The sequence below is a fragment of the Pseudomonas sp. IT-196MI5 genome (genome assembly GCF_949767415.1).
Lineage (GTDB): Bacteria > Pseudomonadota > Gammaproteobacteria > Pseudomonadales > Pseudomonadaceae > Aquipseudomonas.
In genome coordinates, this window is record NZ_CATKPZ010000033.1 from 107,634 (window position 1) to 133,876 (window position 26,243).

The 26,243-nt window shown below is 59.2% G+C and carries 23 protein-coding genes and 1 pseudogene; 9 read left to right on the forward strand and 15 right to left on the reverse strand.

Going from position 1 to position 26,243, the window contains the following annotated elements; all coding sequences use genetic code 11:
- Window positions 1-130: 130 nt before the first annotated feature.
- The 3 genes from ACM6IK_RS18860 to ACM6IK_RS18870 form a co-directional block, all read right to left on the reverse strand.
- Window positions 131-1,240: a polyamine ABC transporter substrate-binding protein gene (locus ACM6IK_RS18860; RefSeq protein WP_414875552.1), complete on the reverse strand. Its 1,110-nt coding sequence runs from the start codon at window positions 1,238-1,240 to the stop codon at window positions 131-133.
- Between the two features lie 171 nt (window positions 1,241-1,411).
- Window positions 1,412-2,776, reverse strand: coding sequence for an aspartate aminotransferase family protein (locus ACM6IK_RS18865; protein ID WP_414875553.1), 1,365 nt, complete (start codon window positions 2,774-2,776; stop codon window positions 1,412-1,414).
- A gap of 59 nt (window positions 2,777-2,835) precedes the next feature.
- Window positions 2,836-4,194: a glutamine synthetase family protein gene (locus tag ACM6IK_RS18870; protein ID WP_414875554.1), complete on the reverse strand. Its 1,359-nt coding sequence runs from the start codon at window positions 4,192-4,194 to the stop codon at window positions 2,836-2,838.
- Between the two features lie 667 nt (window positions 4,195-4,861).
- Here ACM6IK_RS18870 and ACM6IK_RS18875 point away from each other — a divergent pair.
- Both ACM6IK_RS18875 and ACM6IK_RS18880 read left to right on the forward strand, forming a co-directional pair.
- Window positions 4,862-6,238 carry a glutamine synthetase family protein gene (locus ACM6IK_RS18875; RefSeq protein WP_160386188.1) on the forward strand — a complete coding sequence of 459 codons (1,377 nt, stop codon included), beginning with the start codon at window positions 4,862-4,864 and terminating at the stop codon, window positions 6,236-6,238.
- A 255-nt stretch (window positions 6,239-6,493) separates the two neighbouring features.
- Window positions 6,494-7,126 (forward strand): TetR/AcrR family transcriptional regulator, encoded by a 633-nt coding sequence (locus ACM6IK_RS18880; protein WP_414875555.1) that lies wholly within the window; start codon window positions 6,494-6,496, stop codon window positions 7,124-7,126.
- Between the two features lie 192 nt (window positions 7,127-7,318).
- Here ACM6IK_RS18880 and ACM6IK_RS18885 read toward each other — a convergent pair whose 3' ends face one another.
- The 9 genes from ACM6IK_RS18885 to ACM6IK_RS18925 form a co-directional block, all read right to left on the reverse strand.
- On the reverse strand, window positions 7,319-7,534 hold the full coding sequence (locus ACM6IK_RS18885; RefSeq protein WP_007967989.1) for a TOBE domain-containing protein: 216 nt from the start codon (window positions 7,532-7,534) through the stop codon (window positions 7,319-7,321).
- Window positions 7,535-7,567: 33 nt separating this feature from the next.
- Window positions 7,568-8,374 carry an aliphatic sulfonates ABC transporter ATP-binding protein gene (ssuB, locus tag ACM6IK_RS18890; RefSeq protein ID WP_414875556.1) on the reverse strand — a complete coding sequence of 269 codons (807 nt, stop codon included), beginning with the start codon at window positions 8,372-8,374 and terminating at the stop codon, window positions 7,568-7,570.
- Window positions 8,371-9,153 (reverse strand): aliphatic sulfonate ABC transporter permease SsuC, encoded by a 783-nt coding sequence (gene ssuC / locus ACM6IK_RS18895; protein WP_414875557.1) that lies wholly within the window; start codon window positions 9,151-9,153, stop codon window positions 8,371-8,373. Before ssuC ends, ssuB begins: the two co-directional genes overlap by 4 nt.
- Before the next feature lie 9 nt (window positions 9,154-9,162).
- A complete protein-coding gene (gene ssuD, locus ACM6IK_RS18900) occupies window positions 9,163-10,311 on the reverse strand; it encodes an FMNH2-dependent alkanesulfonate monooxygenase (RefSeq protein WP_218431619.1) in 1,149 nt (382 codons plus the stop codon).
- A gap of 25 nt (window positions 10,312-10,336) precedes the next feature.
- Window positions 10,337-11,317 (reverse strand): sulfonate ABC transporter substrate-binding protein, encoded by a 981-nt coding sequence (locus tag ACM6IK_RS18905; RefSeq protein WP_108217138.1) that lies wholly within the window; start codon window positions 11,315-11,317, stop codon window positions 10,337-10,339.
- Between the two features lie 90 nt (window positions 11,318-11,407).
- Window positions 11,408-12,001, reverse strand: a complete 594-nt coding sequence (gene ssuE / locus ACM6IK_RS18910) for an NADPH-dependent FMN reductase (protein WP_414875558.1) — start codon at window positions 11,999-12,001, stop codon at window positions 11,408-11,410.
- A gap of 330 nt (window positions 12,002-12,331) precedes the next feature.
- Window positions 12,332-12,970 carry a peroxiredoxin gene (locus tag ACM6IK_RS18915; RefSeq protein ID WP_414875559.1) on the reverse strand — a complete coding sequence of 213 codons (639 nt, stop codon included), beginning with the start codon at window positions 12,968-12,970 and terminating at the stop codon, window positions 12,332-12,334.
- Window positions 12,971-13,262: 292 nt separating this feature from the next.
- Complete coding sequence (locus tag ACM6IK_RS18920) at window positions 13,263-14,606, reverse strand: OprD family porin (protein WP_414875560.1); 1,344 nt, start codon at window positions 14,604-14,606, stop codon at window positions 13,263-13,265.
- A gap of 410 nt (window positions 14,607-15,016) precedes the next feature.
- Window positions 15,017-16,357, reverse strand: coding sequence for an OprD family outer membrane porin (locus tag ACM6IK_RS18925; protein WP_414875561.1), 1,341 nt, complete (start codon window positions 16,355-16,357; stop codon window positions 15,017-15,019).
- 472 nt (window positions 16,358-16,829) lie between these two features.
- Here ACM6IK_RS18925 and tauA point away from each other — a divergent pair.
- Window positions 16,830-17,009: pseudogene (gene tauA / locus ACM6IK_RS18930) on the forward strand (taurine ABC transporter substrate-binding protein); the annotation flags it as partial.
- A 127-nt stretch (window positions 17,010-17,136) separates the two neighbouring features.
- Here tauA and argA read toward each other — a convergent pair.
- Entirely contained in the window at window positions 17,137-18,435 is a 1,299-nt protein-coding gene (argA, locus tag ACM6IK_RS18935) for an amino-acid N-acetyltransferase (protein WP_108217144.1), read from the reverse strand.
- 266 nt (window positions 18,436-18,701) lie between these two features.
- Complete coding sequence (argE, locus tag ACM6IK_RS18940; RefSeq protein WP_414875562.1) at window positions 18,702-19,871, reverse strand: acetylornithine deacetylase; 1,170 nt, start codon at window positions 19,869-19,871, stop codon at window positions 18,702-18,704.
- Window positions 19,872-20,028: 157 nt separating this feature from the next.
- Here argE and ACM6IK_RS18945 point away from each other — a divergent pair, with 157 nt between their 5' ends.
- Window positions 20,029-21,396, forward strand: a complete 1,368-nt coding sequence (locus tag ACM6IK_RS18945; RefSeq protein ID WP_414875563.1) for an inorganic triphosphatase — start codon at window positions 20,029-20,031, stop codon at window positions 21,394-21,396.
- 97 nt (window positions 21,397-21,493) lie between these two features.
- On the opposite strand, the gene ACM6IK_RS18950 is transcribed toward ACM6IK_RS18945, so the two are convergent.
- Window positions 21,494-21,958 (reverse strand): Lrp/AsnC family transcriptional regulator, encoded by a 465-nt coding sequence (locus ACM6IK_RS18950; protein WP_414875564.1) that lies wholly within the window; start codon window positions 21,956-21,958, stop codon window positions 21,494-21,496.
- Between the two features lie 126 nt (window positions 21,959-22,084).
- Here ACM6IK_RS18950 and ACM6IK_RS18955 point away from each other — a divergent pair, with 126 nt between their 5' ends.
- From ACM6IK_RS18955 to ACM6IK_RS18975, 5 genes are all read left to right on the forward strand, one after another.
- Window positions 22,085-22,423, forward strand: coding sequence for a hypothetical protein (locus ACM6IK_RS18955; protein ID WP_414875565.1), 339 nt, complete (start codon window positions 22,085-22,087; stop codon window positions 22,421-22,423).
- Between the two features lie 90 nt (window positions 22,424-22,513).
- Window positions 22,514-24,298 carry a GspE/PulE family protein gene (locus tag ACM6IK_RS18960; protein WP_414875566.1) on the forward strand — a complete coding sequence of 595 codons (1,785 nt, stop codon included), beginning with the start codon at window positions 22,514-22,516 and terminating at the stop codon, window positions 24,296-24,298.
- Between the two features lie 84 nt (window positions 24,299-24,382).
- Window positions 24,383-25,303 (forward strand): SPFH domain-containing protein, encoded by a 921-nt coding sequence (locus ACM6IK_RS18965; protein ID WP_414875567.1) that lies wholly within the window; start codon window positions 24,383-24,385, stop codon window positions 25,301-25,303.
- 8 nt (window positions 25,304-25,311) lie between these two features.
- The gene (locus ACM6IK_RS18970; protein ID WP_414875568.1) at window positions 25,312-25,761 is read left to right on the forward strand and encodes an NfeD family protein; all 450 of its coding nucleotides are present in this window, start codon (window positions 25,312-25,314) and stop codon (window positions 25,759-25,761) included.
- Between the two features lie 68 nt (window positions 25,762-25,829).
- Window positions 25,830-26,147: a DUF2388 domain-containing protein gene (locus ACM6IK_RS18975; protein ID WP_414875569.1), complete on the forward strand. Its 318-nt coding sequence runs from the start codon at window positions 25,830-25,832 to the stop codon at window positions 26,145-26,147.
- The last annotated feature ends 96 nt before the right edge of the window (window positions 26,148-26,243 follow it).

Below are 26,243 nucleotides of genomic sequence, written 5' to 3' on the forward strand. Positions count from 1 at the left end.
TATGCAGATACCACGACCCTTGTAGGAGCGAGCTTGCTCGCGATGGTCGTCAACGATAACGCGTTGTGCCTGACACCCCGCGGCGTTTCGGTTTTTTTCGCGAGCAAGCTCGCTCCTACAGAGGTATTACTTATTTACCGGATTTGATCTTGGTCCAGCTGCGGGTCAATTCCCGCTGAGTCGCCGCTGGCAGGTCGGCGATGGCATACAACTTGACCAGCACATCGGCTGGCGGGTAGATGCCTGGATCGCTGGTGATGTCTTTGTCGACCAGAGCTGTTGCAGCGGCGTTACCGTTCGGGAAGCGTACGGCGTTGGTGATACCGGCCATGACTTCAGGCTTCTGCAGGAACGTCATGAACTTGTAGGCGCCCTGAACGTTCTCGGCATCCTTGGGAATCGCGACCATGTCGTAGAAGGTGCCAGCGCCTTCTTTCGGAATGGCGTAGCTGACTTTGACCTTGTCACCCGCCTCTGCGGCACGGGACTTGGCCTGCTGAACGTCACCCGAGTAGCCAACCGCTACACAGATGTTGCCGTTGGCCAGGTCCGAGATGTACTTGGACGAGTGGAAGTAGGTGATCGAAGGACGAATCTTGAGGAACAGTTCCTCGGCTTTCTTGATGTCTTCTTTCTTCTGGCTATCGGTTGGCAGGCCCAGGTAGTGCAGCGCGACCGGGATCATTTCGGTCGGCGAATCGAGGAAACTCACACCGCAACCCTTGAGCTTGGCAATGTTTTCCGGTTTGAGCAGCACGTCCCAGGAGTCGATGGTATCGACGCCCAACGCGGCCTTGACCTTCTCCGGGTTGTAACCGATGCCGATCGAGCCCCACATGTACGGGAAGGCGTGCTTGTTGCCAGGGTCACTGACCGAAACGGCCTTGAGCAGATCCTGGTTCAGGTTTTTCCAGTTAGGCAGCTTGGACCGGTCCAGCTCCTGATATACGCCGGCCTTGATCTGCTTGGCCAGGAAGTTGTTCGATGGCACGACCACGTCGTAGCCGGACTTGCCCGCCAGCAGTTTGGCTTCCAGGGTCTCGTTGCTGTCGAATACGTCGTAAACGACCTTGATCCCCGACTCTTTCTCGAAGTTCGCGATGGTGTCCGGAGCGATATAGTCGGACCAGTTGTAGACGTGCAACACCTTGTCGTCCGCCTGAACCGCACCCGCCATCATGCCCGCGACGGACAGGGCGAGAAATGTCTTGCCAGCAAGCTTTTTACCTAATGCCTTCATGCGTCATGCTCCAAATTTTTCTTTTTTGAACCACTTTGTTCAGCAGCCGAACCCTGACAACTGGAACTGCGGCTAGTCTGGCAAGATCCTGGGCGGTCTTTCAAGAAAAGACCGGCCTTTGTGACAGCTTTGAGCAAGAGCGCCGCAGCTCCCTCGCTCAGAGCCTAGCACTTAGCCCTGCAACGCACTCAGGGTCAGGTCAAGGCACTTGCGAGCCTTGGTTACCAACTCATCGATTTCCGCCAGCGTGATCACCAGTGGCGGAGCGATGATCATGGTGTCGCCGACTGCGCGCATGATCAGGCCGTTGTCGAAGCAGAACTGACGGCAGATCATGCCGACGCCCTTGCCCTCGTAACGCTTGCGAGTGACCTTGTCCTGGACCAGTTCGATGGCCCCCAACAGCCCGACCCCACGAACTTCACCCACCAGCGGGTGATCGTTCAGTTCCCGCAGACGCTTCTGCAAATACGGTGCCGTTTCTGACTTCACGCGCTCGACAATTTTTTCGTCGCGCAGGATACGGATGTTTTCCAGCCCCACAGCCGCCGCCACCGGGTGCCCGGAGTAGGTGAAACCATGGTTGAAGTCACCGCCCTCGTTGAGCACGTCCACCACTTCGTCACGCACGATCAGGCCGCCCATCGGGATGTAGCCCGAGGTCAGGCCCTTGGCGATGGTCATCATGTCTGGCTTGAGGCCGTAGAAATCGCTGCCGAACCACTCTCCGGTACGACCGAAACCGCAAATCACTTCGTCCGCCACGAACAGGATGTCGTACTTGGCGAGGATTTCCTTGATGCGCGGCCAGTAGGTCGCTGGCGGAATGATCACGCCACCGGCGCCCTGGATCGGCTCGGCAATAAAGGCACCGACGTTGTCGACGCCGACTTCCAGAATCTTTTCTTCCAGCTGGTTGGCCGCCCAGATACCGAATTCTTCCGGAGTCATGTCGCCGCCTTCGGCGAACCAGTACGGCTGGGCAATGTGGACGATGCCCGGGATCGGCAAGTCGCCCTGTTCGTGCATGTACGTCATGCCACCCAGGCTCGCGCCGGCCACGGTGGAACCGTGATAGCCGTTCTTGCGGCTGATGATGACTTTCTTTTTCGGCTGGCCCTTGATCGCCCAGTAGTGACGAACCATACGCAGCATGGTGTCGTTGCCTTCAGAGCCGGAACCGGTGAAGAACACATGGTTCATACCCTCTGGCGCGATGTCGGCGATAGCCTTGGCCAGTTCCAGTACCGGCGGGTGCGCGGTCTGGAAGAACAGGTTGTAGTAAGGCAGTTCGCGCATCTGTTTACTGGCGGCATCGGCCAGTTCATCGCGACCATAACCAATCGCGACACACCACAGGCCGGCCATACCGTCGAGGATCTTGTTGCCTTCGCTGTCCCAGAGGTAAACGCCCTTGGCGTTGGTGATGATCCGCGGGCCTTTCTCTTTCAGCTGCTTGAAGTCGCTGAACGGAGCCAGGTGGTGATCATTGCTCAGGGTTTGCCATTCACGGGTTTGCGGATTGTTGCTGGTCATACGGATCTCCTAAAACAATCAGGTGAAGGCGCCGCCAGGCAGCGGCGGCGCCCGGCGTATCAGACGGCAAAGAGCAGGAATTCCCTTTCCCACGAACTGATCACGCGCTTGAAGTTTTCATGCTCGGCCCGCTTGACCGCGACGTAGCCAGTGATGAAATTTTTGCCCAGGTAACGCTCGATGGTCGCGCTGTTTTCCATGCGCTCCAGCGCGTCTTCGATGGTCAGCGGCAGGCGCAGGTTGCGGCGTTCATAGCCACGCCCCACCACCGGCGCACTCGGGTTCAGGCCTTCGACCATGCCGATGTAACCGCAGAGCAGACTCGCGGCAATCGCCAGGTACGGGTTGGCATCGGCGCCCGGCAGGCGGTTTTCAACCCGACGGTTCTGCGGCCCGGCATCCGGCACCCGCAGGCCCACGGTGCGGTTCTCTTCGCCCCACTCCACGTTCACCGGCGCCGAAGTGTCTGGCAGGAAGCGACGGAACGAGTTGACGTTGGGGGCGAACAGCGGCAACAGCTCGGGGATGAGTTTCTGCAGACCACCGATGTGGTGCAGGAACAGTTGGCTCATGGTCCCGTCTTCATTAGAGAAGATGTTCCTGCCGGTCTCGATGTCGATGATGCTCTGGTGCAAGTGCATGGCGCTGCCCGGCTCGCCGGTCATCGGCTTGGCCATGAAGGTCGCTGCGACGTTGTGCTTGAGCGCGGCCTCGCGCATGGTGCGCTTGAACACCAGGATCTGGTCGGCCAGGGACAGGGCATCACCGTGACGGAAGTTGATTTCCATCTGCGCCGTGCCGTCCTCGTGGATCAGCGTATCGAGGTCCAGGTCCTGCAGTTCGCACCAGTCGTAGACGTCTTCGAACAGCGGATCGAATTCGTTCGCCGCTTCAATGGAGAACGACTGACGACCGATTTCCGGACGACCAGAGCGACCGACCGGCGGTTGCAGCGGGTAGTCCGGGTCGTCACTGCGCTTGGTCAGGTAAAACTCCATTTCCGGCGCCACGATCGGCTGCCAGCCTTTGTCGGTATAGAGTTTCAGGACTTTCTTGAGCACGTTGCGCGGCGACAGCTCGATCGGGTTGCCTTGCTTGTCGTAGGTATCGTGAATGACGATGGCGGTCGGCTCGATGGCCCACGGCACCAGGTACACCGCGCTCTGGTCGGGACGGCAGATCATGTCGATGTCGGCCGGGTCGAGCAGCTCGTAATAGATGTCGTCTTCGACGTAATCGCCGGTCACGGTCTGCAACAGCACGCTTTCTGGCAGACGCATGCCTTTTTCGGCGATGAATTTGTTGGTCGGCGAAATCTTGCCCCGGGTAATCCCGGTCAAGTCGGCGATCATGCATTCGACTTCTGTGATCTTGTGGTTTTTCAACCAATCGGTGAGCTGGTCGAGGTTGTTACTCATAAATGCCTCTAGGCTTGAGTTGTCTGACCCTTTTAAGGTCAGGCATTGTTTGACGCATCGGCGTCGCGTTGTAGAGCGTTTGCGCGGCAGATTATCGTGCTTGCCGACACGGCTGCAGAAGCCGGGCGTGCAGAATCGCGAGCGGTGCCCTGCACGATGGTCAGGCCGCTAGTGTGAATCGGTTCTATATTGAATGAAGTAGCCGTAATGGGGGTGCCATCGCGACCGTCCAGAATATCGGACGGGGACAGTCGAACCGTCTGGGACGCAAGGATCACCGGAACCGCTGAGGCCACGGAACGGACGGGCGTGTCATCACTGATGTGATAAACATGCCGACCGACCTGTCTTGAGCAGTCGGTGACGCCGATTATCGGCAGGCGAGACATGAAGCACCCCGGTATTATTGCTGTTATGGGTTTGATTCGAGCTTAGCCTTGTTCATTTTTTTACACAACACCCCCGTAAAAAATACAACACGGCCCGCTCAAGCCTGCGGGCGCCACAGGGGCCAAGGGCATAAAAACGCCCCAAATCGCCTCAAAAAAGCCACGCGAGCGCTTTTTTAGGGCAAAAAAGGCCTCGCTTGACTTCGGCATGCCGTTCGGGTTGACTGGAATCTGAAAAGATCAATGATTGATATTTTTAACAACAAAGGTGTTGCATCATGTCGGTACCCCCGCGTGCCGTTCAGCTTAACGAAGCGAACGCGTTCCTTAAGGAACATCCTGAGGTTCTGTACGTTGACCTTCTGATTGCGGATATGAATGGTGTGGTGCGCGGCAAGCGCATTGAACGCACCAGCCTCCACAAGGTTTACGAGAAAGGCATCAACCTGCCGGCCTCTTTATTTGCTCTGGATATCAATGGCTCGACGGTGGAAAGCACCGGCCTGGGCCTGGACATCGGTGATGCTGACCGAATCTGCTATCCAATCCCCGATACCCTATGCAACGAGCCATGGCAGAAGCGCCCGACCGCGCAACTGTTGATGACCATGCACGAACTCGAAGGCGAGCCATTCTTCGCCGACCCGCGTGAAGTGCTGGCCAATGTGGTACGCAAGTTCGACGAAATGGGCCTGACCATCTGCGCCGCGTTCGAACTGGAGTTCTACCTGATCGACCAGGAGAACGTGAACGGTCGTCCGCAACCCCCTCGCTCGCCGGTTTCCGGCAAACGTCCGCACTCGACACAGGTCTACCTGATCGACGACCTCGACGAATACGTCGACTGCCTCCAGGACATTCTGGAAGGTGCCAAGGAGCAAGGCATCCCGGCCGACGCCATCGTCAAGGAAAGTGCCCCGGCGCAGTTCGAAGTGAACCTGCACCACGTGGCCGACCCGATCAAGGCCTGCGACTACGCGGTCCTGCTCAAGCGCCTGATCAAGAACATCGCCTACGACCATGAAATGGACACCACCTTCATGGCCAAGCCTTATCCAGGCCAGGCGGGTAATGGTCTGCACGTCCACATTTCGATTCTCGACAAAGACGGCAAGAATATTTTTGCCAGTGAGGATCCCGAGCAGAACGCCGCACTGCGTCACGCGATCGGCGGTGTGCTCGAGACCCTACCGGCGCAGATGGCGTTCCTCTGCCCGAACGTCAACTCCTACCGTCGTTTCGGCGCACAGTTCTACGTGCCGAACTCGCCGTGCTGGGGCCTGGATAACCGTACCGTGGCGATTCGCGTACCGACCGGTTCCGCCGATGCCGTGCGCATCGAACACCGCGTGGCCGGTGCCGATGCCAACCCGTACCTGCTGATGGCGTCGGTCCTGGCAGGTGTGCACCACGGCCTGACCAACAAGGTCGAGCCTGGCGCTCCAGTGGAAGGCAACAGCTACGAGCAAAACGAGCAGAGCCTGCCGAACAACCTGCGCGATGCACTGCGCGAGCTGGACGACAGCGAAGTCATGGCCAAGTACATCGATCCGAAATACATCGATATCTTCGTGGCCTGTAAAGAGAGCGAGCTGGAGGAGTTCGAACACTCCATCTCCGACCTCGAGTACAACTGGTACCTGCATACCGTTTAATCGGTTGCAGTAGTAAAAAAACGCCGCCGGCCTCATAGCCTGCGGCGTTTTTTTATGGCCCCTGTGGCGAGGGGGCTTGCCCCCGTTGGGCTGCGTAGCAGCCCCAAAACAGGCGATTTCATTGAAACAGACATAACGCGTTTGCCGTTAATGGGAGTGCTGCGCACTCCAACGGGGGCAAGCCCCCTCGCCACAGGGGATATGGAACATCTGCCCGCTCTGCGTACAATGCCCGCTGCCCCGCAGGAGACTTCAATGACACGCGTAGCCACCCCCCGCAAACCCCGCGCACGTAGCCAGGCCCGGATCGATTCGATTCTCGATGCGGCCCGCACGCTGTTGGCCACCGAGGGCGTGGCCAGTCTGTCGATCTACAGCGTCGCCGAGCGCGCGGAGATCCCGCCCTCCTCGGTCTACCACTTCTTCGCCAGCGTGCCTGCCCTGCTCGAAGCCTTGACCGCCGACGTCCATGCGGCCTTCCGCGCCTGCCTGCAAGCCCCCATCGATCACCTCGCCTTGAATGGCTGGCGCGACCTGTCGCGACTGGTGGAACAACGCATGCTCGACATCTACGCAGAGGACGCCGCCGCTCGCCAACTTATTCTGGCCCAACACGGCCTGACCGAAGTCACCCAGGCCGACCGTCAGCACGACATCGAACTGGGCGATCTGATGCACAAGTTGTTCGACCATCACTTCGAGCTGCCGACATTGCCCAGTGATGTCGACGTGTTCGCCCTGGCCATGGAGCTGGGCGACCGGGTGTATGCGCGCTCGGTGCAGCAGCACGGGCAGATTACGCCACGAATGGCCGAGGAAGGGATGCGGGTGTTTGATGCTTATGTGGGGTTGTATTTGCCGCCGTATCTGCCCAAGAGAAATCTCTAGCGCGCTCACTGGCCTCATCGCGAGCAAGCTCGCTCCCACAGGGTTATTTGTCGTTCACGGAATCTGATTTCACTGAAGATCCCTGTGGGAGCGAGCTTGCTCGCGATGGCCGCACCGCTCAGTTCAAGACAAGCACACACAAAAAACCCCGAAGGGCTCAAACCCTTCGGGGTTGTTGTTTACGCATGCGGCTTACAACTTGGCGATCGACACCTCGGTGGATTTCACAAATGCGATCACTTCACTGCCGACCGCCAGTTCCAGCTCTTTCACCGAGCGCGTGGTGATCACCGAAGTGACGATGCCGGACGCGGTCTGCACGTCGATTTCCGAGAGCACGTCGCCGAGGACGATTTCCTTGATGGAGCCTTTGAACTGGTTGCGAACGTTGATGGCCTTGATTGTCATGATGTTGATTCCTGTCGTTGGATAAAGCTTGAGTTATTGAGCCCAGCGCAATTGCGTGGGCAAGGGTGAAACAGGTTCCGGTTCCGGCGGCTGGCCGGGCAGCGCCAGCACGCGATTGAGCACTTCGGTTTCCAGCGCCGCCAGCCGATGGGAGCCACGGACCCGGGGGCGCGGCAATTCCACGTGCAGGTCGAGGCCGACTTCGCCGTCTTCGATCAGGATCACCCGATCGGCAATCGCCACGGCTTCGCTGACGTCATGGGTCACCAGCAACACCGTGAAGCCGTGCTGCTGCCAGAGCCGTTCAATCAGTTGCTGCATTTCAATTCGGGTCAGGGCATCCAGCGCCCCCAAGGGCTCGTCGAGCAACAGCAGGCGCGGCTGATGAATCAACGCACGGGCCAAAGCCACGCGTTGCTTCTGCCCACCGGACAGCGCTGCCGGCCACTCATTGGCGCGATCCGCCAAACCGACCGCTTCCAACGCTTCAAGCGCTTGCGGCCGCCAGTTGCCCTTGAGGCCGAGACCGACGTTGTCGATGATCTTTTTCCAGGGCAGCAAACGCGCCTCTTGGAACATCAGCCGCGTGTCTTCCCGCGCGTCGCTCAATGGCGCGGCACCGGCGAGCAGCTCACCGCCCGTGAGTTTATCGAGGCCGGCGAGCAAGCGCAGCAAGGTACTTTTGCCGCAGCCGCTGCGACCGACCACGGCGACAAACTGGCCCGCCGGAATGTGCAGGTCGATCTCGTGCAGCACCTGCCGCGAGCCAAAGGTTTTTTGCAGCTTGCGCACCGCCAGCGGAATACCGCGCAGCAAGCGTGGAGGTTGCTCCGCGATCATGCCGCACCTCCCTTGGCAACCTGATACGCCGGGTGCCAGCGCAGCCACACACGCTCAAGTCCACGGGCCGCGAGGTCGGCCAGTTTGCCGAGCACCGCGTACAACAGAATCGCCAGCACCACCACGTCGGTCTGCAAAAACTCCCGGGCATTCATGGCCAGATAGCCGATGCCGGAACTCGCGGAAATGGTTTCCGCCACGATCAACGTCAGCCACATGAAGCCCAGGGCGAAGCGCACACCGACCAGAATCGAAGGCAGCGCCCCCGGCAGAATCACCTGCCAGAACAGACCGAAACCAGACAAGCCATAACTGCGCGACATCTCCACCAGCGCCGGGTCGACGTTACGGATGCCGTGATAGGTGTTGAGGTAGATCGGGAACAACGTGCCCAGCGCCACCAGGAAAATCTTCGCCGACTCGTCGATACCGAACCACAGGATCACCAGCGGAATCAGCGCCAGGTGCGGCACATTGCGGATCATCTGCACCGAACTGTCGAGCAGGCGCTCGCCCCACTTCGACAGGCCGGTGATAAAGCCCAGGGTCAAACCGATGCTGCCGCCAATGGTGAAACCCAGCGCGGCACGCCAGCCGCTGATGGCCAGGTGCGTCCAGATTTCGCCGCTGCGTACCAGGCTCACGCCGGCTTCGATGACGGCGATCGGCGCCGGCAGAATCCGTGTCGACAACCAGCCCGCCGACACACTCAACTGCCAGACCGCCAGTAGCAACAGCGGCAACGCCCAGGGCGCCAGGCTATGGATGATTTTCTTCATGACCGCGCCTCAGCTCTGGGACGCGGCTTTGGGCAGAATGTCGTTGGCGACCATCTCACCGAACGGGCTGACATAGCCGGCACTTTTCGGCAGTTCAGGACGCTCGACATCGAGGTGCGGGAACAGCAACTCGGCCACCCGGTACGACTCTTCCAGGTGTGGATAACCGGAGAAGATGAAGGTATCGATGCCCAGGTCCGCGTACTCCTTAACGCGAGCCGCCACGGTCGGACCATCGCCTACCAGCGCCGTACCGGCACCGCCGCGCACCAGGCCGACGCCAGCCCACAGGTTAGGGCTGACTTCCAGGTTGTCACGGTTACCGCCATGCAATGCGGCCATGCGCTGCTGACCGACCGAATCGAAACGCGCCAGCGAGGCCTGGGCACGAGCGATGGTCTCGTCGTCGAGATGGGAGATCAGCCGGTCCGCGGCTTTCCAGGCTTCATCGTTGGTTTCGCGCACGATCACATGCAGGCGAATGCCGAAGCGCACGGTGCGCCCAAGCTTGGCGGCCTTGGCGCGCACCTGTTCGATCTTTTCCGCCACGGCGGCCGGTGGCTCGCCCCAGGTCAAGACCATCTCCACCTGTTCGGCGGCCAGGTCTTGCGCGGCATCCGAAGAGCCGCCGAAGTACAGTGGCGGACGTGGCTGCTGGATCGGTGGATAGAGCAATTTCGCGCCTTTCACGCTGATGTGCTGGCCGTCGTAATCGACGGTTTCGCCTTCCAGCACCCGACGCCATATACGGGTGAACTCCACCGAGGCCTGATAGCGTTCCTCGTGGCTGAGGAACAGACCGTCGCCCGCCAACTCTTCCGGATCACCGCCAGTCACCAGGTTGAACAGCGCACGACCACCAGACAGCCGATCCAGGGTCGCGGCCTGACGCGCCGCCACTGTCGGGGAAATGATCCCGGGGCGCAGGGCGACCAGGAATTTCAAGCGCTGGGTCACCGGAATCAACGATGCCGCCACCAGCCACGAGTCTTCGCACGAGCGGCCGGTAGGGATCAGTACCCCGCCGAACCCCAAGCGATCCGCTGCCTGTGCGACTTGTTGCAGGTAACCGTGATCGACGGCACGTGCGCCTTCAGCGGTGCCAAGGTAATGGCCGTCGCCGTGGGTAGGCAGGAACCAGAAAATATTGAGGCTCATGGAGTGGTCTCCTTGGGGAATCGAATTATTGGGCTTTGGTTACCGAGCTTTGGGCCACGACGGCCGGCGGCGTCCAGATCACGTCTTTGATGCTCAACGGCTTGGGAATCAGCTTGAGCTGGTAGAAGCTGTCGGCAATTTTCTGTTGCGCCGCGACCACTTCCGGGGTGAGGAACAGCGCGCCATAACCCTGGCGTTTCACCGAGGTCAGAGTGATGTCCGCTGGCAGGCCGAGCAGCGGTGAAACCTGTTGGGTCACCTCTTGCGGGTTAGCCTTGGACCACTCGCCAATCGCACGCACTTCTTCGACCAAGGTCTTGATCACCTCGGGATTCTTCTGCGCATAAGGCTTGGTCGCCAGGTAGAACTGATGGTTGTCGACGATGCCCTGGCCATCGCGCAGGGTGCGCGCTTGCAGCTGTTGTTCGGCGGCGGCCTGGTACGGGTCCCAGATCACCCAGGCGTCGACGCTGCCACGCTCGAACGCGGCGCGGGCATCGGCCGGCGGCAGGAATACGGTCTGGATGTCGGTGTATTTGAGGCCGGCGTCTTCCAGTGCACGCACCAGCAGGTAATGCACGTTGGAGCCCTTGTTGAGCACGACTTTCTTGCCTTTGAGGTCCGCCACCGATTTGACCGGCGAGTCCTTCGGCACCAGGATCGCCTCACTGTGCGGCGCTGGCGGTTCATAGGCGACGTAGAGCAGATCGGCACCCGCTGCCTGGGCAAACACCGGAGGCGTTTCGCCGGTCACGCCGAAATCGATGGAACCGACGTTCAGGCCTTCGAGCAACTGCGGGCCACCGGGGAATTCAGTCCATTGCACGTCCACGCCTTGGGCGGCGAGGCGTTTTTCCAGGGTGCCTTTGGCTTTGAGCAGCACCAGGGTGCCGTATTTCTGATAGCCGATTCGTAAGGTCTCGGCCTGAGCTTGAGTAATGGCGCCGAAGGTGACAGCCGCAGCAAACAGAGCGACCAGACCACGACGCAAAATGACAGGGCGCATGGCGCTCTCCTTTTTGCAGTTGGGTTTTGGCTGCACCTGCTTGCCCGATGGCGGGCGAGTAAGGCCAGTACTTCAATTTTTCGGTGAGGCTCAAATGCTCCAGCGAGCACTCAACAACCGATCATTCAACAGGTTCGGATCGAGCGGCTTGGGCCGTCGCGCCATGGCGCTGAGAAACAGCTCCAGAGATTCATTCAGTCGTTGCTCCAGCTCCGGTGCCAATTGCGCCTGGGCGCTGCCTTCGCCGTAGGCGATCTGACTGTCGACGGCGAAAATGCCTTGCAGCATTTCCTGGGCCTTCAAGGCCGACAGCACCGGCTTGAGCGCGTAATCCACCGCCAGCATGTGGGCGATGCTGCCGCCCGTGGCCATCGGCAGAACCACCTTGTGGCTCAAGGCGCGTTCGGGCAGCAGATCCAGCACGACTTTCAGGGCTCCGGAAAACGATGCCTTGTAAACCGGTGTGGCGATCAGCAGGGCATCGGCGTTTTCAATCTGTTGCAGCAGGTCGATCACCTTGGGGCTGTCGAAGCGTGCGTGCAGCAGGTCTTCGGCCGGGAAGTCCCGTACCTGATAACTCACCACTTCCACGCCCTGCTCTTGTAACCATTGTCGGGAGCGATCCAGCAGCACCCCGGAACGAGAGCGCTGGCTGGGACTGCCACCGAGTGAGACAACCAACATTCAGACGATTCCTTGCGCGGCGTTGGCGATTCGCGGTTTGCGATCTCGCTTCGATGGAGTGACCTTAACAGTTGATTTATATATCCATAAATCATATTTATTCATTTAGTTATGCATTAAAGAGATATGCAATTCGGTTTCTTCCAGACAAAAAAACAGGCCGTCGGAACGGCCTGAAATCCCCTGCTTTGTGGGTGCAAACTCTGAATCCTGCTGCGCCTGATCGACCGCTATCGCGAGCAAGCTCGCTCCCACAGGATGGACGCGATCAACTGTGGGAGCGAGCTTGCTCGCGATGGCGGCATCAGTTGCGCCAAAAATGCTGAAGGCTCACCGATTCGGCTGCGGCGTCAGGCGCAAGTATGGCTTGACCACCCGATAACCCTTGGGAAAGCGCTGTTTGATTTCTTCCTCATCCTTGAGCGACGGCACGATCACCACCTCATCACCGTCCTGCCAGTTGGCCGGCGTGGCCACCTTGTAGTTATCAGTAAGTTGCAACGAGTCGATCACCCGCAGGATTTCATCGAAATTGCGCCCGGTGCTCGCCGGGTAGGTGATGGTCAACCTGACCTTTTTGTTCGGGTCGATCACGAACAGCGAGCGTACGGTCAGGGTGTCGTTGGCGTTGGGATGGATCAGGTCGTAGAGGTCCGAGACCTTGCGGTCGGCGTCGTCGAGGATCGGGAAATTGACCACGGTGTTCTGCGTCTCGTTGATGTCCTCGATCCACTTGTGATGCGACTCCACCGGATCCACCGACAAGGCGATGGCCTTGACGCCACGCAGGGCGAATTCATCCTTGAGCCTGGCAGTGAAGCCCAATTCAGTGGTGCACACTGGCGTGAAATCCGCCGGATGGGAAAACAGCACGCCCCAGCTATCGCCCAGCCACTGATGAAAACGGATAATGCCGGCGCTGGAGTTCTGTTCGAAATCGGGGGCGATATCGCCAAGTCTGAGGCCCATGGTGCTGCTCCTTGTGAGTACTTGATGGGTTCAACTGTGCCTGTGTTTTTTATCCATTAAAAAGAATAAATATCGATTTATTTAGATCATAAAGACATATTAAAAATCTGTTCACTGGACGTGCACGCACAAGCCGCCGAATATCGCCCACAAGGTTCGAGAAGGCCTTGAGTTGCTGCAAAGAGGGAACTTCAAGGCGGGATTACGGGGGTGAACCCGTCTTGAACATGTAAAAGCCCCGCCCGGTGCAATACCGGGCGGGGCTTTTTTTGTCTCGATTACGCGAGCGCTATTACAGCAGCGGGATCGAGTAGCTGAGGATCACGCGGTTTTCGTCCTGCGAACGCGTGTTCGGCAGGTCGGTGCGCCAGGTAGCGTTTTTCCATGCCAGGCCCAGGTTTTTCAGCGGACCTTCCTGAACGACGTAAGCCACGTTCAGATCACGCTCCCACTCGGAAGCACCATTGGCCGCCTCGCCACCCTTGGCGTTAACGGTATCGATGTTGTCGCCATGCAGATACACCAGGCCCGCCGTCAGGCCAGGTACACCGACCCTGGCGAAGTCGAACGAGTAGCGTGCTAGCCAGGTTTTCTCGCCGGCACGGGCAAACTTCTGGATTTGCGAATCGGTGATGGTGTAGTTCGATGAACCGTCCCCCTGGTTCAGCCAAGGGAAGTCGCTACTGCCGTTGCTGACCTGGTAACCGGCGCCGAAGGTGTGACCGGCAACGGAGTACAGGAACAGGCCGCTGTACAGGTTGTTGTCGACCTTGCCTTTACCGTTGGCTGCACCGCTGTAGTTGCCAGTGCTGAAGAACAGAGGGTCGTGGCCGTTGGCACCGTCGTCGGAACTGTTGAAGTAACGCAAGTCCGACTTCAACACGCCAGGGCCGATAGCCCAGTTGTGCACCAGACCCAGGAAGTGTTGCTTGTAGAACTCTTCCAGATTGCCGTAGTAGTACTGGGCAGTCAGGTCCTTGGTGATCTTGTAGTCGCCACCGGCATAGATGAACTTGTTGCTGTCGCGGAATTTGGTGCCGCGAGTGTTCGCACCCGAAATCGACATCTGCTCATTGTTGCTGGAGTTACGGCCTTTGACGGCTTCGATCTGTCCACCGACCAGCGACAGGTCCTTGATCTCGGCGGAAGTGATCTGGCCACCCTGCCAGGTTTGCGGCAGCAGACGACCATCGTTGGTCACGATCACCGGATTTTTCGGCTGCAGGGTGCCCAGCTTCAGTTCGGTCTGGGAAACCCTGGCTTTGGCGGTCAGGCCCAGGCTGGAGAAATCATCAACTGCCTCGCCGTTGGATTTGCTCGGGAAAACCGTACCGCCGTAAGAGGTCGCCGTGGCGCCATTGGTACCGCCGCCCGAATCCAGCTTGACGCCCAACAGGCCGATCGCATCGATACCGAAGCCGACAGTGCCTTGGGTGTAACCGGAAATGAAACGCAGATCGAAGCCTTGGCCCCATTCTTCGTTTTTGTTCGGGCCAGTGCCGTCACGGTAATCGGTGTTGATGTAGAAGTTACGCAGCCCCAATGTTGCCTTGCTGTCTTCGATAAAACCCGCGGCGTTTGCCTGCTGGGCCAATGCCCCGACGGCCACAGCCATGGCCAGGGTGGACTTGTTCATGTTTCGCTCCTCTCTTCTAATTCTGATGTTCCTGGTCCCGAATCGATTGCCCGGGATCCTGAATGCATAAATTCGCGGTAAACCGTCCAGGCCGGTCGTTTGACGGGCCGCAGGACACGTTGACTTAAAGCCAAAAATAATTTTTTACCTATTTTTAATTCCATTTTGGAATATCAATTCCCACAACAGATCCGAGGTATCGGCAGCTAGGCCAATTCCTGTAACTGATCAATTGTCGAGGGAGGAAAATGCCAAATCCGAGCTCATGGATGAGTGTCGGACAGGTGCACTTTAAGGCGCGGATTAAAAATCCAAAAAGAATAAAAAGGAAATAGATCCTTTGTTTATGGAATATAAAATTCGGCGCAAAAAAAACCCCGCCAATCGACGGGGCTCTTTTCTTACGGCTATTACATGAAGCTGTAGGTGTAGTTGAAGATCAGACGGGTCTGGTCTTGATCGAGGGTGCTGGTGTTGCCACGGTAGGTACCGTGACGCAGCGTCGTACCAAACCCTTTCAGTGCGCCCGTTTGAATCACGTAATCAATGCGCGCGTCGGTTTCGTGCTCACTCAGGTCTTTACCAACACCGTTGGTAGCCTTGATGTCCTGGCCATTCAAGTAAGCAATCGAAGCTTTCAAGCCTGGTACGCCCAGGGAGGCGAAGTCATAGGAGTACTGACCGAACGTGGTGTTTTCACCGGCACGGATAAAGCTGCCAACCGTAGCGTCGGTAAACGAGTAGAAGCTCGCGCCGCCGGCACCTTCAGGATTACCGTTGCTATCGACAAGGTTGCCTTGGTTCAAGAAAACGAAGCCGCCGTCATCGTTGACACGCTGATGCCCGATCAGGAATGCGTTGCCACCCAGGGTATAGGTGAACATGGCGCTCCAGGTCTTGTTATCGACTACGCCCTTTTCCTTGGCGAAGCCATTGTTGTTGTTGAACTGGAAGCCCGGATCACCGTTCTTGCCATCAGAGCTGCTGTCGAAATAACGGATATCGGTCTTGAACGACTGATTGGCCGCGATCGGGTAGACGTGCACCAGACCGAGGAAGTTCTGCTTGTAGAAGTCTTCCAGGTTCGCATAGTAGTACTGCAGCATGAGGTCTTTGGTGACCTTCCAGTCAGCACCGGCGTATTGGAATTTATTGCTGTCCTCAGTAGCGCCAGCCACAGACAGGCCAGTGGAGTTCGAGGAGGCGCGACCCGACGCATGCTCCAGTTGACCAAAATTAAAGGTCACATTGTCGATTTCTTTGGAGGTGATGGTGCCACCTTCAAAGGTCTGCGGCAGCACACGGCTGTCGTTCGCGATCAGGATCGGCAGGTTAGGTGCCAGAGCGCCACCCAGGTGGGCTTCGGTCTTCGAGAAGCGCGCCTTGACGTTGCCATCCAGACGGCTCCACTCGTTGGCCGCCTCATTGCCATCGCTAGGGAAGAATGAGTTGCTGTTACCGGTCGGGTGATGCCCCTTGCCACCATCCAGATGGATACCAACCAGAGCCTGGGCGTCGATACCAAAACCTACGGTACCCTGAGTGAAACCGGACAGGTAATCGAACTTCAGACCCTCAGCGGTTTCGCGCTGACGGTTGGCAGGGGTGCTCGCACCTTCACGCATATCGGCGTCGTAATACATGGTGCGAGAGCTGATGGAAGCCTTGCTGTCTTCCAGGAAACCGGCGGCGCCTGCCTGCTGCGTCAATACCCCAACGGTCACGGCCAGAGCCAAGGTGGACTTGTTCATTGTGTAGCTCCTCTCGATTCTAATTCTTGTGTTCCTGGCCCCGAGTCGATGCCCGGAATCCTAAGATGCGCGATTAGCGCCAGAGCGTGACCCACAAGTCAATCGTAACCATGTGTGTCTACGACCATAGTCTAACCCCCTTTTTTTTGGTCCTTGCGGGGTCATGAACTCGTCATGAACCTGAAAAGAATTGACCACTTCTTTTCTAATACCGTTTAGGAATTTAGCTCCCCACTCCCAACTTCCACAGAATAGAGGGTTTGGCTCACAAGCCAATTCCTAATAGGTATCTATTTTTTCTTTTTTAGATCGATTAGTTCTGACGTAATTCGGAAATAAATTTTATACCGGAAGGCGGTCCCATGACGTCCAAACGCGCACTATCCGGACCAATTGTTACAGTTTGTGTATTTGTTCGCATTTTCTTTCGCCTTGAGGTCTGGGTGACGCGCAAGGATTACGCCGAAAACATCCGGAGGTCGTGGCCGGTTCCGCTTTTCCGGATGCCAGGGCGTAACAGAGCGCTACTGGATGGCGGCACACGGCCAAGGCGATGGGCGAGACAGCGAAATTCTTGAAGGAACAAGGGAAGGTCGAGACGGTGTTGCCGGATTATTCGCCTTATGTCAGCGTGAAGTTTGTGCAGGAGTAACGCAAATTCCGTGGCGAGGGAGCTTGCTCCCGCTGGGCCGCGCAGCGGTCCCAATAGGGAGTCCTTCGGCCTCCAGCGGGACGGTGCGGCGGTCCGACAAGCTCCCTCGCCACAAAAAGCTGCTGGGTTACAGGGCTTTTTCGAAGATCTTCGAGTTACGCTGATAGTTGTAAAGCGACGCCCGCGCCGACGGTAGTCGGTCGACGCTGCTGGGTTCGAAGCCACGTTCGCGGAACCAGTGCGCGGTGCGGGTGGTGAGGACGAACAAGGTTTTCAACCCCTGAGCCCGCGCGCGGTTTTCAATGCGTTCCAGCAGCTCATCGCCGCGACCGCCATGGCGGTACTCCGGATTCACCGCCAGGCACGCCAGCTCGCCCGCGTCCGAATCGGCGATTTGGTACAGCGCCGCACAGGCGATGATCATGCCTTCGCGTTCAACCACACTGAACTGCTCGATTTCGCGCTCCAGCACCTCACGGGAACGGCGCACCAGGATGCCCTGCTCTTCCAGCGGACTGATCAAGTCCAGCAAACCACCGACGTCTTCAATGGCCGCTTCGCGCACCACTTCGAACTGTTCCTGGGCGACCAGGGTACCGCCACCATCGCGGGTGAACAGCTCGGTCAAAAGTGCACCGTCTTCGGCGTAACTGACGATATGGCTACGGGCCACGCCGCCACGGCAAGCTTCGGCCGCGGCATCGAGCAATTCTGCCTGATAGTTGCTGCCCAGCCGTTGCAGATGCGCTGGCACTTGCTGCGGACGCAGTTCGCGCACCAGGCGCCCATGTTCGTCGATCAGGCCCAGGTCAGCGCCGAACAGCAGCAGCTTGTCCGCGCCCAGATCGATGGCCGCGCGCGTGGCGACGTCTTCGCAAGCCAGGTTGAAAATCTCCCCGGTCGGCGAATAGCCCAGTGGCGACAGCAGCACGATGGAGCGCTCATCCAGCAGACGGTTGATGCCCTTGCGGTCGACCCGGCGCACTTCGCCGGTGTGGTGATAGTCGACGCCTTCGAGCACGCCGATCGGACGTGCCGTCACCAGGTTGCCGCTGGCCACCCGCAGGCGTGAGCCCTGCATCGGTGACGAAGCCATGTCCATCGACAGGCGAGCCTCAATGGCAATGCGCAACTGGCCGACCGCGTCGATCACGCACTCCAGGGTCGCGGCATCGGTGATGCGCAGGCCGTGGTGGTAATGCGGGGTCAGCCCACGGGCAGCAAGGCGCGCTTCGATTTGCGGACGGGAACCGTGAACCAGCACCAGACGCACACCCAGGCTGTGCAACAGCACCAGGTCGTGGACGATATTGCCGAAGTTCGGGTGTTCAACGCCATCGCCGGGCAGCATGACGACAAAGGTGCAATCGCGGTGGGCGTTGATGTAAGGCGAAGCGTGGCGAAGCCAATTGACGTATTCGGGCATGAACCTGGGCCTGTAATAAATAGCAGCCGAGAAAAGGGCGAAACTGAAAACGCACAGCGGGCTGATGGTTATCGTCGGAACAGGCTTGGCGACACGCGCGCTCTCCTCATGAATACGGGTTTGGGTACCGGCAATTTATACGGCTTTGTCTGTTATGGCACGGAACCTGTGGGAGCGAGCCTGCTCGCGAATACGGTGTGTCAGACACACAAGTATCAACTGGCACTCTTTTTTCGCGAGCAGGCTCGCTCCCACATGGATTGTGTTCAATTGACGGGCACCGTGTTTTGCGCCGGTGTCAGGCAATAGTGTTCGATCAGTTGCCTTAATAGATGCACCGTAGGCTGCAAACGTGACATTTCGAGGTATTCCCCCGGCTGATGGGCGCAGGCGATATCGCCCGGGCCAAGCACCAGCGTTTCGCAGCCAAGGCGCTGAAGATAAGGCGCTTCGGTGCCAAACGCCACTGCTTCGGCGCTGTGACCGGTGAGCTTTTCGGCAAGGCGCACCAACTCGGCGTCCTCGGCCTGCTCGAACGGCGGCACTTCTGGGAACAACGGCGCGTAATCGATCTTGACCTGATGCCGCTCGGCAACCGGCTTGAGCTTCTGCAGGATCTCGGCGCGCAGGACTTTGGGGTCCATGCCGGGTAGCGGCCGCAAATCGAATTCCAGCGAACACTGGCCGCAGATGCGGTTGGGGTTGTCGCCGCCATGGATACAGCCGAAATTCATCGTAGGTGTCGGCACGCCGAATTGAGGATTGCGGAATTCGCGCTGCCATAACAAGCGCAGGCCACGCAATTCACCGATGGCATCGTGCATGGCTTCCAGGGCGCTATGGCCCAGGCGCGGGTCAGAGGAATGACCGCTCTGTCCGAGGATATCGATGCGCTCCATCATGATGCCTTTGTGCATGCGGATCGGCTTGAGCCCGGTCGGCTCGCCAATCACCGCTGCCCGCCCCAGCGGTCGCCCCGCTTCGGCCAGCGCGCGGGCGCCGGACATCGAGCTTTCTTCATCGCAGGTGGCGAGAATCAGCAACGGCTGTTTGAACGGCTGGTCGAGCAACGGTTTGACCGCCTCGATCGCCAGGGCGAAAAAACCCTTCATGTCGCAACTGCCCAGGCCGATCCAGCGACCGTCGACTTCAGTCAGCTTCAACGGGTCGGTTTGCCATAGCGCACCGTCGAACGGCACGGTGTCGCTGTGCCCGGCCAGCACCAGGCCGCCAGGACCGGAGCCGAAACTGGCCAGCAGGTTGAACTTGCCCGGACTGACCTGCTGGATCTCGCAGGTAAAACCCAGCTCACCGAGCCACGCCGCCAGCAGGTCGATGACCGGGCCGTTGCTTTGATCGAGACTGGGTTGGGTACAACTGACCGACGGTGCAGCGATCAACGCAGCGAATTGTTCTTTCATCGACGGCAATGGCATCGCTGACTCCCGGCACCCGAATTGAAGTCCATCATAGAACCAACCGACAACAGGAATAAACCGTCTCGGCGCGTACTAACCTTGAGTCCTGTACACTGCACGACCTTGGCAGCCACACATTCCCCCGGCTGCGCTCCCGATCCTGGATTTTCCGGCCATGCAGAAAGAAACCGAAATCAAACTCCGCGTCAGCCGCGAAACCCTCGCCGCCCTGCGCGAGCACCCGTTACTGAAAAAACGCAACAAAAGTGGCTGGGAACGCCGTGAGTTGATGAACCAGTACTTCGACACCCCAGAGCGCGACCTGGCCCAGGCCAAAGTCGCCCTGCGCCTGCGCAAGGATGGTGACGATGTGATTCAGACCCTCAAGACCCGCGGCCAGAGCGTCGCCGGTTTGTCGGTGCGGAACGAGTACGACTGGAACCTGCCCAAGGCCAAGCTCGACCTGAAGAAACTCGACGGCGAATGCTGGCCCGAGGAACTGGCCGAGCTCGACAAGAAAACCCTGAAGCCGATCTTCACCACCGACTTCGTCCGCGAACGGGCGGAAATCGCCTGGGGTCGCGGCAAGACCAAAGTGGTCATCGAAGCCGCGCTGGACCTGGGCCACGTGGTGGTCGGCAAGCAGAAAGAAGAAATCTGCGAGCTGGAACTGGAACTGCGCGAAGGCGAGCCGGCCGCGTTGCTGGAACTGGCCGCCGAGCTGGCCGAGAAACTGGCTTTGATGCCATGCGACATCAGCAAGGCCGAGCGCGGTTATCGCCTGTACGACGCCCACAGTTACTCGTTGAGCCTGCCGGCACCACAGATCACCGCCGAAACGCCGCTGGACGACGCGTTCGCCGCGCTGAGCTGGCATTTGCTGGGCAGCAGCCAGCGTCTGGCCGAACAGTATCGCTTCAATGGTCACTGGCGCCTGTTGCAGGACTGGGTCGAAAACCTCGCGGAAATGCGCGCGCTGATCAGCAGCCTGGGCCAGGCCGCTCCGCGTCAGTCGACCCACGACCTGCGTATCGCCCTCGATGCCTTGCTGGAAGACTGGCGTCCGCTGGTCCAGGCCGGCATCGAAGATGAAGACGTGCGCAAAGCCGCGCCCGAGCAGTTTCTCGAAGAACTCGAGGACCCGCGCTGGGGCCTGTTCTCCCTGACCACCTCGCGCTGGCTGCTGGCCCGTACCTGGGCCGCCGACCGCAACACCCGTGGCAATCGCCAGGGCGCTGCGCAACTGGGCAGCTGGTTGCCGCGCCTGCTGGGCGAGGAAGCCACTTCGTTGCAATTGCAGCGTTATCAGCAACAGCCGGAAGACCTGGCCGAACAACTGCCGCGCATCGAACGCATCCAGGTCTGGCTGCACCATGCGCGTAACGTGCTGGAGATCCCGGAAATGGATCGCCTGTACGGCGAGCTGAACAAACTGGCGCAACTGGCCAACGAATCGATCACCGACGAAGTCCTGGATGCGCGCAAGCAGCAGGCGATTGCGGTGTATCAGAACCGTGCCTGGAAAATGCTGTTGCGTCTGTAATACCGCCATCGCGAGCAAGCTCGCTCCCACAGGATTTATGCGGTCCTTGTGGGAGCGAGCTTGCTCGCGATGAGGCCGGCACAGTCACCACAAAATTTCAGACCGGCAAACTGGTGGTCGACTTGATTTCCGACAACGCCACGATCGAATTGACCTCCTGAATCCCCGGCACCATCGACAGTTTCTCGAAGAAGAAGCGCTCGTAGGCCTCGATGTCCGCCGTGACAATCCGCAACAAGAAATCCACTGCCCCCATCAGCACATGACACTCCAGCACCTCCGGAAAGCCGCGAATCGCCTCGGTGAATTCGGTGAAGTTCGAACGCCCGTGGGCATTGAGTTTCACCTGCGCGAAGATCTGCGTGTTCAGGCCGATTTTCTTGCGGTCGAGCAAGGTCACCTGGCCGCGAATGATGCCCTCCTCTTTCATCCGCTGAATCCGCCGCCAGCACGGCGACTGCGAGAGCCCCACCTGCTCGGCGATCTGTGCGCTGGAAAGCGAGGCATCCTCTTGCAGCAAGGCGAGGATCTTACGGTCGTAGCTGTCCAGTTCGCCCTGCATAAAAAAACCCTTAACCTGGTAACAAGTGAATTGATTGATTCTTCATTCCTGCAATACAGCCAATCATAGAGAAGAAATACCCGGCACAGGATGTAAAAATTTCTCCAATGATTTTGGAGCCTGACCATGCCGTACCTCGAAGCCGTGAACACCCCACCTGCCCGCGTCGATGTCTGGAACGTCGGCAACGCCCACTGCCGGGTTCGCTATCAAATGCAGGCCGAGGCTGAACCGGACCTGCTGTGTCGCGCCCTCAATCTGTTCGCCTTGCAAGTGCTCACGCCGGAACAGGTCAACGCGCAGCGCCAGGACGACTGGATGACCATCGAGATCGTCATCGACGGTTTGAGCTGGCACCGCGCGCAAGTGATTGCGGAAAAACTTCGTAACCTGATCAGCGTCTGCTCGGTGGAGTTGCAAGAAGCTGATCCTGCCTGGGCCGAAGCGGTTCAAGCGGCGGGCTGAAAAAACCCGAAACGGCTTCGTCGGGTAGTGGCCCAGCGGTCCGCCGGGCCACGGCTATCCTTTGCGCACTGTCGTTCAAAAGGAGCCCGCATGTCCGTACATATCGCCCTTCAGGACCGCTGGCTGGATCTCAATGATGTGCTGCGCGAACTGGTCGCCCAGGGCTTTATCAGCCAGGATTCGGCCGAACACGCGCTCAATGCCCGCCGCCGCAACGCCAATCATGGCCAGATGCACCCGCTGGAGTTCATCGCCAGCCAACAGCTGGACGATCTCAGCCGCCCCGGCAAACCGCTGGACCTCGAAAGCCTGACCCTGTGGCTGTCCCGGCAGGCCGGCCAGCCTTACCTGCGCATCGATCCGTTGAAAATCAACGTCGCGGCCGTGACCCCGCTGATGTCCTATGCCTTCGCCCAGCGCCACAAGATTCTCGCGGTAGCGATCGACCGCGAGGCGGTCACCGTGGCCAGTGCCCAGCCTTATGTCAGTGGCTGGGAGGCTGACTTGACCCACGTGCTCAAATTGCCGATCAAGCGCGTGGTGGCCAACCCGGTGGACATCCAGCGCTTGAGCGTTGAATTCTTCCGCCTGGCCAAATCGGTCACCGGGGCGAACAGCGCCGATCCCCAGGTCAGTAACCTGGGCAATTTCGAACAGCTGCTCAACCTCGGCGCCAGCGACCAGGAGCCGGATGCCAACGACGCACACATCGTCAACATCGTCGACTGGCTGTTCCAGTACGCGTTCCAGCAACGCGCCAGCGACATCCACATCGAGCCCCGGCGCGAGCAAGGCACGGTGCGCTTTCGCATCGATGGCGTGCTGCACAACGTCTATCAATTCCCGCCCCAGGTCACTGTGGCCATCGTCAGTCGCCTGAAAACCCTGGGGCGCATGAACGTCGCGGAGAAACGCAAACCCCAGGACGGTCGGGTGAAAACCAAGACCCCGGAGGGCGGTGAAGTCGAACTGCGCTTGTCGACACTGCCCACGGCCTTCGGCGAAAAAATGGTCATGCGGATCTTCGATCCGGAAGTTCTGCTCAAGGACTTCGACCAGCTTGGTTTCTCCGCCGACGACCTGCGCCGCTGGCAGGACATGACCCGCCAGCCCCACGGCATCATCCTCGTCACCGGGCCGACGGGTTCGGGCAAGACCACCACCCTCTACACCACCCTGAAAAAACTGGCGACGCCGGAGGTCAACCTCTGCACCATCGAAGACCCGATCGAAATGGTCGAGCCGGCGTTCAACCAGATGCAGGTCCAGCACAACATCGACCTGACCTTTGCCGCTGGCGTGCGCGCGCTGATGCGACAAGACCCGGACATCATCATGATCGGCGAGATCCGCGACCTCGAAACCGCGGAGATGGCGATCCAGGCTGCACTCACCGGGCACCTGGTGCTGTCGACCCTGCACACCAACGATGCGCCCAGCGCCATCAGCCGCCTGCTGGAGCTCGGCGTGCCGCACTACCTGATCAAGGCCACGGTGCTCGGCGTCATGGCCCAGCGCCTGGTGCGAACTCTGTGCCCGCACTGCAAGGCGCCGCTGACGCTGGGCGAAGACGACTGGCAAACCCTGACCCGACCCTGGCAAGCACCCTTGCCGGGCAATGCCCAGCGTGCCATTGGTTGCGTGGAATGCCGCGACACCGGTTATCACGGTCGCGCCGGGGTCTACGAAATCATGCAGCTCAACGACAGCCTCAAAGCGCTGATCAGTCCCGACACCGATCTGCTGGCCGTGCGGCGCCAGGCATTCAAGGAAGGCATGCGCAGCCTGCGACTGTCAGGGGCGCAAAAAGTCGCCGCCGGGCTGACGACCATCGAGGAGGTTCTGCGCGTGACACCCCAGAGCGAGCAGAACTGAGCCCGGCGGTACTTATCCGGCATCGGCACCGCTACACTCCAACCATTGCAACTCCACAGATCCACACATCAACAAGGAATCGTTATGCAGATCGGTAGTGTGCTTTTGCTTTTTGTCGGCCTGGTGGTCGCCATTCTGTTCATGGGTTTCAAGGTTGTGCCCCAAGGCTTTGAATGGACCGTCGAGCGCTTCGGGCGCTACACCAACACGCTCAAGCCGGGGTTGAACGTCATCATTCCGGTCATGGACCGCATCGGCCGCAAGATAAATGTGATGGAAAGCGTGCTGGATATTCCGCCGCAGGAAGTCATCACCTCCGACAACGCCACGGTGCAGATCGACGCCGTGTGTTTCTTCCAGGTGGTCAACACAGCCCAGGCGGCCTACGAGGTGAACAACCTCGAACATGCCATCCGCAACCTGCTGCAAACCAATATCCGTACGGTACTCGGCTCGATGGAACTCGACGCCATGCTCAGCCAGCGTGACGGCATCAACGAAAAACTGCTGCGCACCGTCGATGAAGCGACTGCACCGTGGGGCATCAAGATCACCCGGATCGAGATCAAGGACATCAGCCCGCCCGCCGACCTGATGGCGGCGATGTCGGGGCAGATGAAAGCCGAACGGATCAAGCGTGCCCAGATCCTCGAGGCCGAAGGCCTGCGCGCCGCGGCGATCCTGACCGCCGAAGGCAAGAAGCAGGCGCAGATCCTCGAAGCCGAGGGCAGTCGCCAGGCCGCCTTCCTTGAGGCCGAAGCTCGCGAGCGACAAGCCGCGGCAGAAGCCCAGGCGACCAAAGTGGTGTCCGAAGCCATCGCCAGCGGCAACGTGCAGGCGATCAATTACTTCGTGGCGCAGAAGTACATCGATGCGCTGGGCAAGTTGTCTTCGGCCAACAACAGCAAAGTGATCCTGATGCCGCTAGAGGCCAGTTCGATGATCGGTGCGGTGGGCGGCATTGGCGAAATCGTCAAAGCCACTTTCGATAACAGGAAAGCCTGAGGCGCGCCATGTGGGCATTTTTGCAGCATCTTTCGTTCTGGGACTGGTTGGCGCTGGGCACGGTACTGTTGATTCTCGAAGTGTTCGGTGCCGGCGGCTACCTGTTGTGGATCGGCATGGCGGCAGCGACCGTGGGCGTCTTGACCTTCTTCCTGCCGGGCCTGTCCTGGGAATGGCAGTTTCTATTGTTCGGCCTGCTGTCGATCACCACTGCGTTGTACTGGTGGCGGCGTCAGCGCACGGCGGCGCGCCCGAGCGATCAACCGCACCTGAATCTGCGCGGCCAGGAACTGATCGGCAAAACCTTCGTGGTGCATGAAGCGATTGTCAACGGTCGCGGCAAAATCAAGGTGGCCGACGGCGTGTGGATGGCCCGCGGGCCGGACACTGCCATTGGCAGCCGCGTGCGGGTGGTCGGCCAGCAAGGCGCGATCCTGCTGGTCGAAGCAGCGGAATAGGCAACCACGGAACTCGATTGGGGGTTGGCAATCCAACCGCGTAGTCAACCCAGTGGAGTCACCCAGTCATGCGTTTCAAACTTGCTGTCGCTACCGTCGCGCTGTTGTCCCTGCCTGTCGGTTCGGCGATGGCCGATACTTTTTGGCGTAACGTTCTTACGTCCGGTGCAACCACCGGTTCGAGCTATCTGACATCCAAGGACAACAAGCTGGTCGTCGCGGCCCAGGACGATGCCAGCAGCTTCGTCGCCAGTGACGGCGGTATCCGCGGCCCGTACCTAGAAGCAGCCATGCAGAAGGTCCGCGCTGAAAACCCTGACCTGCAAGCCACGGACATGGAGTTGGCGAACGCGATCCTGGCGAAGAATGCCATCGCCTCGAAGTAAGCGTTGCGAATGAAAAATGCCGCTCTATTGAGCGGCATTTTTTTGCCTTGCGAACACAAACCTCATGTTCACTGATATCCCTGTGGGAGCGAGCTT